Annotated in this window: 6 protein-coding genes; 2 read left to right on the forward strand and 4 right to left on the reverse strand. The window is 74.3% G+C overall.

Annotated features, from left to right (window positions below; translation table 11 throughout):
* Both KIK08_RS34565 and KIK08_RS34570 read left to right on the forward strand, forming a co-directional pair.
* Positions 1-1,462 (forward strand): carboxylesterase/lipase family protein (locus tag KIK08_RS34565; RefSeq protein ID WP_214407531.1); only part of this gene is annotated, 1,462 nt, incomplete at its 5' end.
* A gap of 148 nt (positions 1,463-1,610) precedes the next feature.
* Entirely contained in the window at positions 1,611-2,564 is a 954-nt protein-coding gene (locus tag KIK08_RS34570; RefSeq protein ID WP_214407532.1) for a VWA domain-containing protein, read from the forward strand.
* A gap of 1,084 nt (positions 2,565-3,648) precedes the next feature.
* Here the strand turns inward: KIK08_RS34570 and KIK08_RS34575 are convergent.
* The 4 genes from KIK08_RS34575 to secD all read right to left on the reverse strand — a co-directional run.
* Positions 3,649-5,964: a RelA/SpoT family protein gene (locus KIK08_RS34575; RefSeq protein ID WP_214407533.1), complete on the reverse strand. Its 2,316-nt coding sequence runs from the start codon at positions 5,962-5,964 to the stop codon at positions 3,649-3,651.
* Positions 5,965-6,040: 76 nt separating this feature from the next.
* A complete protein-coding gene (locus KIK08_RS34580; RefSeq protein ID WP_214407534.1) occupies positions 6,041-6,598 on the reverse strand; it encodes an adenine phosphoribosyltransferase in 558 nt (185 codons plus the stop codon).
* On the reverse strand, positions 6,595-7,830 hold the full coding sequence (gene secF / locus KIK08_RS34585) for a protein translocase subunit SecF (protein WP_214407535.1): 1,236 nt from the start codon (positions 7,828-7,830) through the stop codon (positions 6,595-6,597). Before secF ends, KIK08_RS34580 begins: the two co-directional genes overlap by 4 nt.
* Position 7,831: 1 nt before the next feature.
* Positions 7,832-9,101, reverse strand: a 1,270-nt coding sequence (secD, locus tag KIK08_RS34590; protein ID WP_214407536.1) for a protein translocase subunit SecD, incomplete at its 5' end; no start/stop codon positions are given.

Below are 9,101 nucleotides of genomic sequence, written 5' to 3' on the forward strand. Positions count from 1 at the left end.
CGGCGACGTGCTGCGCTTCCGCGGCGTCCCGTTCGCCGCCCCGCCGGTGGGTGAGCGCCGCTGGCTGGCGCCGCAGCCGCCCGAACCGTGGGACGGGGTCCGCGAGGCCACCGCCCCCGGGCCGCGGTGCGCGCAGGGCCCCGCGGTCGCCGACGCGCCGCACGCCACCGCCGCGAGCCTCACCGAGGACTGCCTCACCCTCGACGTCACCGTCCCCGCCGGCACGCCGAGCGACGCGCGGCTGCCGGTGCTGGTGTGGCTGCACGGGGGCGGGTTCAGCGCCGGGTCCGGCGGCGACGTCGACCCGCGGCGGCTGGCGCTGGCCGGGCCGCTGGTCGTCGTCGCGGTCAACTACCGGCTGGGCGCGCTGGGCTTCCTCGGCCTGCCGGGCCTGGCCGACTCCGGCTCGTTCGGGCTGCTCGACCAGCAGCGGGCGCTGCGCTGGGTGCAGCGCAACGCCGCGGCGTTCGGCGGCGACGCCGGCAACGTCACGCTGGCCGGCGAGTCGGCGGGCGCGGACGGCGTCTGCGCGCAGATCGCCTCCCCCGCCGCCGAGGGCCTGTTCCGGCGGGCGGTCATGCAGAGCGGGGGCTGCGGCTCGGCCAACCTGACCGACGCCATCCGGCCCGGCACCGGGCCCGGCGGCGACACCTGGAAGCCGCTGGCGCTCGTCGAGGACGCCGGGGTCGAGGCCGCCGAGGGCCTCGGCTGCCCGGACGCGGAGTCCGCCGCCCAGTGCCTGCGCGCGGTGCCCGTCGAGCGGCTGCTCACCACCGGCGACACCTACTGGAGCCCGGCGGTGGGCACGCCCACGCTGCCGCGCCGGCCGTCGGACCTGGTCGCCGAAGGCGCGCTGCGCCCCACCCCGCTGCTGGCCGGGACGACGGCGGCCGAGGGGACCCTGTTCACCGATCTGTTCTTCGTGCGCGGCGAGGGGACGATCACCGAGGACCGGTTCGACGAGCTCCTCGACCAGGCCGCCGGCCGACGCACCGCCGCCCGCCAGGCGTACCCCACCGACGGCCGCTCCCCCGGCCGCACCTGGTCGGACGTGATCACCGACCGCGCCTACGCCTGCCCGGCGCTGCAGACCTACCGGGCGCTGGGCCGGCGCGCGCCGCTGTTCGCCTACGAGTTCACCGACCCGACCGCGCCCGCCACGTTCACCGCGCTGCCGCCCGACCTCGCCGGGGCGGCCACCCACGGGGCCGAGGTGGCCTACCTGCTCGACCTCGTCCCGGGCCAGCCGGTCCTGACCCCGGCCCAGCGGGAGCTCGCCGATCGGATGGTGGCCGCGTGGGCGCGGTTCGCCACCGCGGGCGACCCGAGCCCGCCCGACGGTCCGAGGTGGCCGCGCTGGACGGGCGAGGGGCGGATCACCACCCTGGCCCCGGGCTCGCCGCCGGACCGCACCGGCCCGGAGTTCGCCGGCGCCCACCACTGCGAGCTCTGGACCGGCTGACCTGCCGCGAAACCGCCACTGACCTGGCAGTTTCTCGCCACCGCCAACCCCGCCGCTCGGTCGCGCCCGGGCGTAGCGTGCCCGGCGTGATCGGCTGCCCGCCGCAGGCCCGTCCGGGCGATGCGCACAGACCCCCGCGCGGTGCGCCGTGCTGAGGTTCCTGGAGCCGGCGTGGCTGTGGCTGCTGCTCGTCGTCCCCGTCCTGGTCGTGGGGCACCTGCTCGGGCAGCGCCGCCGGCGGCACGCCGACGACCGCACCGTGCGGCTCCCGGTCGTGGGTCCGAACCCGACCCCACGCCGCACCCGCGCGCGGACCTGGCCGAGGCACCTGCGGGCCACGGCGTTCCTGCTCGCCGTCGTCGCGGTCGTCCTCGCGCTGGCGCAGCCGGTCGGCGTCCTGCCCGGCCTCACCAGCCGGCAGGGCACGATCGTGGTCGCCCTGGACGTCTCCAACTCGATGGAGGCCACCGACGTGGCCCCCTCACGGCTCGTCGCGGCGGCGGAGGCCGCGCGCGGCTTCGTCTCGGCGATGCCGGCGGAGTTCCAGGTCGGGCTGGTGCTGTTCGCCGGCACCGCCGACATCACCGTGCGTCCCTCCCGCGACCGCGCCGCGGTGCTGGCCGAACTCGCCGAGCCGCGGCTGCGGTCCGGGACCGCGATCGGGGAGGCCGTGCTCACCTCGGTCGACGCGGTCCGCGGCACGCTGATCGACCCCTCGGCCGAGCGCCCCCCGGCGCGGATCGTGCTCCTCTCCGACGGCGACAGCACCGAGGGCCCCACCCTGGACGAAGCCGCCGCCGCGGCCGTCGCCGCCGGCACGCCCGTCTCCACCATCGCCTACGGCACCCAGCAGGGCGTGACCAGCACCGGCACGCCCGTCCCGGTCGACGTCGACGCCCTGGCCGCGCTGGCCACCGCCACCGGCGGCCGGCCCTACCTCGCCGAGACCGCCGACCAGCTGCGCTCGGCCTACGCCGACATCGGCCGGACCATCCAGCAGGGCGGCGAGCAGCCGCTCGTCACCGCGGTGCTGCTGGTCGCGCTGGGCGCGGCGCTGCTGAACGCGGCTGGATCACTGGTGACCACGCCCCGGCCCGCGTGACGACCTTCCCGCGCCCAGGTCCTCGTCCCCGAGGTGGTGCTGAAGGGCCTCCGGCGGCCCTGTGCGAGCGGCTCAGCAACACCTCGCGCGCGGCGCGGCACCGGATCGCCTACAGCGCGCTCAGCGCTCCGAGGAAGATCGTGGGCGGCACTCCCAGCAGCCGCTGCACGAGCACGCACAGCGCCACCACCGCGACAGCCCCTATCCCGCCCACCACCGCGACCACCCGGGCCTGGCGCCTCCGCGTCGCCGGATCGCCCTCGCACGACCGCACGGTGATCGCCGCGCAGCAGACGAGGAAGCAGAGCAGGGCGGAGAGGGCGCTCCCCCACGAGCAACGACGCGAACGTCGCGGAGAGCACCCCTAGCCCGGTCGACCGGCTCGGCGCGGACGACGGCACCGGACGACCGTCGACGTGCAGCACCCAACCCGCCCGCAGCGGGCTGGGTGCCGCCGAGACGCGGACCGGGGCGCCGTCCGGGCCCGGTGCCACGCGCTCGCCCGCCGCGTTCCTGGCGAGCGGGGTCCCGTCCTCCCGTTCCAGGTCGGGGCGGAACCACGGGCGGCGGAGGAAGACGGGCTCGGCGAGCCGGACGGACGTCATCCGGATGCGGGTCGGCGGATCCTGGGAGACCGCGCGCATGGGTGGAGCCTAACCAGGGCGGTCACGCTCCGCAGCGCTTCCGACGCGGTCCTCGCGTGCCCCCGCTGCGCTCGTGCGCGGGTCGGGCCCGCCGCTCGGTTCGGCCACCTCGCGTACCCAGCGGTGTGCTCGCGGCGCGCCGGCGGGCTGCAACGACCACCTCACGCTCCGACGACCCACCGACGTCTGCGAGACGGGCCCGCCAGCATGATCGGCTCGGCCGAAGGGCGCCCGCGCACACCCGAGGGGCCACTTCGCAGAGTCCCCATGGTCTTCGCAGCGTCTACGGCACCTGCGAAGACCACACCGCCCCTGCGAAGACGCCCCACCCTGCCCGAGACCGAACGGGGAGCCCGGCACCCTCCCACGCCCCCTGCTCCATCAGAGGTCGCCCGCCGCGGAGGCGCCGCCGGAGGCCCTCGAAGGAGGCCCCAACAGGATCAGCTCGCGCTGGTCACCCGGTACACGTCGTACACACCCTCGACGTTGCGCACCGCCCGCAGCACGTGCCCGAGGTGCTTGGGGTCGCCCATCTCGAAGCTGAACCGCGAGACCGCGACCCGGTCGCGCGAGGTGGTCACCGAGGCGGAGAGGATGTTGACGCGCTCGTCGGCGAGCACCTTCGTCACGTCCGACAGCAGCCGGTGCCGGTCGAGCGCCTCGACCTGGATCGCCACCAGGAACACCGACGCGGGCGACACCGACCAGGCCACGTCGACCAGGCGCTCGGAGCGTGCCCGCAGGTCGCCGGCGTTGGTGCAGTCGGTGCGGTGCACCGAGATGCCGCCGCCACGGGTGACGAAGCCGAGGATGTCGTCGCCCGGGACGGGCGTGCAGCAGCGGGCCAGCTTCGTGTACAGGTCGGCCAGGTCGGTGGACTCGCCGCGCACGACGACCCCGGAGTCGCCCTGGGTGCGGCGCTGGCGCACGGTCGAGGGCGTGGCCCGCTCGGCCAGTTCCTCCTCGGCCTGCTCGACACCGCCCAGCAGCGCGACCAGCCGCTGCACGACGTGCCGCGCGCTGATGTGGCTCTCGCCGACCGCGGCGTACAGGCCGGACAGGTCGGGGAAGTGCAGCTCGCGCGACAGCGCGGCCATCGCATCGGCGGAGACCAGCCGCTGCAGCGGCATCGAGGTGCGCCGGGCCTCGCGGGTGATGGCCTCCTTGCCGGCCTCGATCGCCTCCTCGCGGCGCTCCTTCGCGAACCACTGCTTGATCTTGGTCTTGGCCCGGGGCGAGGCCACGAAGGCCAGCCAGTCGCGGCTGGGGCCGGTGCCCTCCGCCTTGGAGGTGAAGATCTCCACGACGTCGCCGGACTCGAGCTTGCGCTCCAGGGCGACCAGCCGGCCGTTGACCCGCGAGCCGATGCAGCGGTTGCCGACCTCGGTGTGCACCGCGTAGGCCAGGTCGACCGGGGTGGAGCCGGTGGGCAGGGTGATCACGTCGCCCTTCGGCGTGAAGACGAAGATCTCCTCGCTGGCCAGGTCGTAGCGCAGGGCCTCCAGGAAGTCGCCGGGGTCGGCGGCCTCGCGCTGCCAGTCGAGCAGCTGGCGCATCCACGACATGTCGTCGACCTCGACGGAGCTGCCGTTGTGGGAGCCCCTGGTCTCCTTGTAGCGCCAGTGCGCCGCGATGCCGTACTCGGCGGTGCGGTGCATGTCGTGGGTGCGGATCTGCACCTCGAGCGGCTTGCCGTCCGGGCCGATGACCGTGGTGTGCAGCGACTGGTAGACCCCGAAGCGGGGCTGGGCGACGTAGTCCTTGAACCGCCCGGGCATCGGCTGCCACAGCGCGTGCACCATGCCCATGGCGGCGTAGCAGTCGCGCACCTCCTCGACGAGCACCCGCACGCCGACCAGGTCGTGGATGTCGTCGAAGTCGCGGCCCTTGACGATCATCTTGCGGTAGATCGAGTAGTAGTGCTTCGGCCTGCCCTCGACGGTGGCGGTGATGCGCGCGGAGTCGAGCTGCTGGTCGACCTCGTCGATGACCTGCTTGAGGTACGTGTCGCGGGAGGGGGCGCGCGTGGCGACCAGGCGGACGATCTCGGAGTACTTCTTGGGGTGCAGGATCGCGAAGGACAGGTCCTCCAGCTCCCACTTGACCGTGGCCATGCCCAGCCGGTGGGCCAGCGGGGCGAGCACCTCCAGGGTCTCGCGGGCCTTCTTGGCCTGCTTCTCCGGCGACAGGAAGCGCATCGTGCGCATGTTGTGCAGCCGGTCCGACAGCTTGATCACCAGGACCCGCGGGTCGCGGGCCATCGCCACGACCATCTTGCGGATCGTCTCGGCCTCGGCCGCGCTGCCCAGCTCGACCTTGTCGAGCTTGGTGACGCCGTCGACGAGGACGGTGACCTCCTCGCCGAAGTCGGCGCGCAGGCGTTCGAGCGAGTAGTCGGTGTCCTCGACGGTGTCGTGCAGGAGGGCGGCGACCAGCGTCGTGGTGTCCATGCCCAGCTCGGCCAGGATGGTGGCCACGGCCAGCGGGTGGGTGATGTAGGGGTCGCCGGACTTGCGCTTCTGGCCCTCGTGCTTCGCCGCGGCCACGTCGTAGGCGCGCTGCAGCAGCCCCAGATCGGCCTTGGGGTGCATGCCCCGGTGCACGCTGGCCAGCGGTTCGAGCACCGGCGCGACGACGGCGACCCGCTGCGGGGTCATCTTCCGGGCGATGCGGGCCCGGACCCGCCGGGTCGCGGACGGCCGCGCCGCGCCGTCGGCGGCGACGGGCGCGGCCGTGGACTGCTGCACGTCAGTCATCCGCGGGGAGCCTCACGCACGTCAGGATAGTCCCGCCCTCCCGACCGCGTGGCCCCCGCACACCCGCTCGGCGCGTTCAGGCCCGCAGCAGGGTGTGCAGCGGGATCGCGCCCAGGCGGTCGCGCCCGCCCAGCGCGGCCAGCTCCATCAGCACGCCGACCCCGGTGACATCGGCGCCCGCGTCGGTCAGCAGCTCGACGGTCGCCGCCGCCGTGCCCCCGGTGGCCAGGACGTCGTCGACCACGAACACCCGGGCCCCGGGCCGCACCACGCCCTGCGGGAGGTCGAGGGTTGCGGTGCCGTACTCGAGGTCGTAGGTGCGCGAGCCCGCGACCCGGGGCAGCTTGCCGGCCTTGCGCACCGGCACCACGCCGGTCCCGGCGACCACCGCCACCGCCGCCGCGAGCAGGAAGCCGCGGGCCTCGATACCGGCCACGAGGTCGGCGTCGCCGGTCAGCGCGGCCAGCTCCGTGGAGATCGCGGTGAACGCCTCGGCGTCGGCCAGGACCGGGGTGACGTCGCGGAACAGCACACCGGGGCGCGGGTAGTCCGGCACGTCGACGACCAGGTCGAGGACCCGGTCGGCGACGTCCGCGGCGTCCCACTCGACGGCGAGGCGGGGGGCGCCGGTCACCGGGCGCGCTTGCCGCTCGGCCGGGCGGCCTTGCCGGACGGGCGCGCGCTGGAGCCCGATCGGCCGCCACCGCGCGGGGTCGACCGGGCGTGCCGGGCCGGCACCCCGGAGGCCGCGGCCATCGCCCGCTCCTTGCGCATCTCGACGCCGGGGTCGTCGCCGGGGGCGCCGCTCTCGTCGTCGGACCGCTCGCCCTCGGCCCGCGTGGCGGCCGCGCGCTTGCGGCGGGCCGCGACCTTCGCGGCCTGCTCGACGTAGCGGCGGTCGCGCATCTTCAGGTCGACCAGCAGCGGGGTGGCCAGCAGCAGCGACGACAGCGCCCCGGCGATGATGCCGACCATCTGCACGAGCGCCAGGTCGGCCAGCGTGCCCACGCCGAGGACGCCGACGCCGACGATGAGCAGCCCGGCGACCGGGAGCACCGCGATCAGCGAGGTGTTGATCGAGCGCATCAGGGTCTGGTTGAGCGCCAGGTTGGCGGCCTCGCCGTAGGTGCGGCGGGTGAGCTGCAGCAGGCCCGCGGTGTTCTCCTTGACCTTGTCGAACACCACGACGGTGTCGTAGAGGGAGAACCCGAGGATGGTCAGCAGGCCGATCACGGTGCCCGGGGTGACCTCGAAGCCGATGATCGAGTAGACGCCCGCGGTGACCACGACGTCGTGCACCAGCGCGACCAGTGCCGCGACCGCCATGGACCGCTCGAAGTAGAACGCCAGGAAGATCGTCACCAGGACCAGGAACACCACCAGCGCGATGACCGCCTGGGTGGTGATCTGCTGGCCCCAGCTGCCGCTGACGGCGCTGTCGCTGATCGCCGCGATGTCCGCGGTGCCGTCCGGGCCGAGCGGGTGGAAGGCGTCGAACAGCGCCTGCTTGAGCGCGAGGAGCTGGGCCGGGTCCAGCGCCTCGGAGCGGATCACGATCGAGGCCGAGGGGCCGGTGCCCACGGACTGCACCACGGTCTGCTCGTTGCCGGTGACGCCCTCGTACACCGCGCGCACGGCCTCGACGTCGGCCGGGGCGGAGGTGCCCGAGCTCGGGAACTGGATCTGGGTGCCGCCGCTGAAGTCGATGCCCAGGTTGAACCCGCGCAGCAGGATCGACCCGATGCAGATCGCCACGAGCACGGCGAACACGACGTACCAGGTGCGGCGCCTGCCGACGACGTCGAACGCGCCGGTGCCGGTGTAGAGCCTGCTGAACACGCTTGCGCGCGTCTTGTCGGCCGCCATCTCAGGCTCCCTTCGAAGCGCCGGCGGTGGCGGCGGCGCGCTTGCGTTCGGCCCCGATCCTGGCCATGGAGCCCAGGCCGGACATCGCCGGGCTGCCGAAGACCCGCGAGTTCGAGGCCAGCGCGACCAGCGGGTGGGTCACCAGGAACACCACGATCAGGTCGAGCACGGTGGACAGGCCCAGGGTGAAGGCGAAGCCCTTCACCTGGCCGACGGCCAGCAGGTAGAGCACGGCCGAGGCCAGGAAGCTGACCGCGTCGGCGGACAGGATCGTGCGCCGGGCCCGGACCCAGCCGCGCGGCACCGCCGAGCGGAACGTGCGGCCCTCGCGGACCTCGTCCTTGAGCCGTTCGAAGAAGATGACGAACGAGTCGGCCGTGATGCCGATCGCGACGATGAACCCGGCCACCCCGGCGAGGTCGAGGGTGAACCCGATCCAGCGCCCGAGCAGCACCAGGACCGCGTAGACGACCAGTCCCGACAGGATCAGCGACAGGATCGTCAGCAGGCCGAGGACCCGGTAGTAGATCAGGCAGTAGATGAACACCAGCAGCAGCCCGACGCCACCGGCGATCAGCCCGGCCTCGAGCGAGGCCAGGCCCAGGGTCGCCGAGACCGTCTGCGCCTCCGAGGACTCGAACGACAGCGGCAGCGACCCGTAGCGCAGCACGCCGGCCAACTGCTGGGCGCTCTCCTGGTTGAACCGGCCGGAGATCTCGGTGGTGCCGAAGATCGGACCGTTGATCGTGGGGGCCGAGACGACCTCGCCGTCGAGCACGAACGCGGCGTTCTTGCCGACGTTCTGGGTCGTGTACTCGCCCCAGATCGCCGCGCCCTCGCTCTTGAAGGTCAGGCTGATGACCCAGCCCACGCCCTGGGTGTTCTGCTGGGCCTGGGCGGTGTCGATCTGGGTGCCCTCCAGGAACACCGGGCCGAGCACGTACTTCTCGGTGCCGTCCTGGTTGCAGGCGACCAGCGGGAGGGTGGGGTCGTCGTAGCCGCGCAGCGGGTCCTGCGCCGCGCAGTCGAGCTGGGCGATGGCGGCTTCCTGGACGACGGGATCGGTGCTCTGGCGCAGCTCGCGGGCCGCGCTGATGGCCGCGGCCAGCTCCGGGTCGGCCGGGCCGGCCGGGGTGCTCGACGACGGCGGCGTGCCGGCCCCGGGCGTCGGCGCGGGTGTCGGCGCGGGCGGGGTCGGCTCCGGGGTCGGCTGCCCTGCCGGGTCGGCTCCGGTGAGCGGTGTGGCGTAGGAGATCGGCGCGACCGGCGCC

Origin of the sequence: Pseudonocardia lacus, from assembly GCF_018531445.1 — a bacterium.
GTDB lineage: Bacteria > Actinomycetota > Actinomycetes > Mycobacteriales > Pseudonocardiaceae > Pseudonocardia > Pseudonocardia lacus.

Bases quoted from the DNA above. Each gene is read 5' to 3' on its own strand.
- KIK08_RS34575 (WP_214407533.1), bottom strand. From the start codon at position 5,964: ATGACTGACGTGCAGCAGTCCACGGCCGCGCCCGTCGCCGCCGACGGC.
- secF (WP_214407535.1), bottom strand. From the start codon at position 7,830: ATGGCGGCCGACAAGACGCGCGCAAGCGTGTTCAGCAGGCTCTACACC.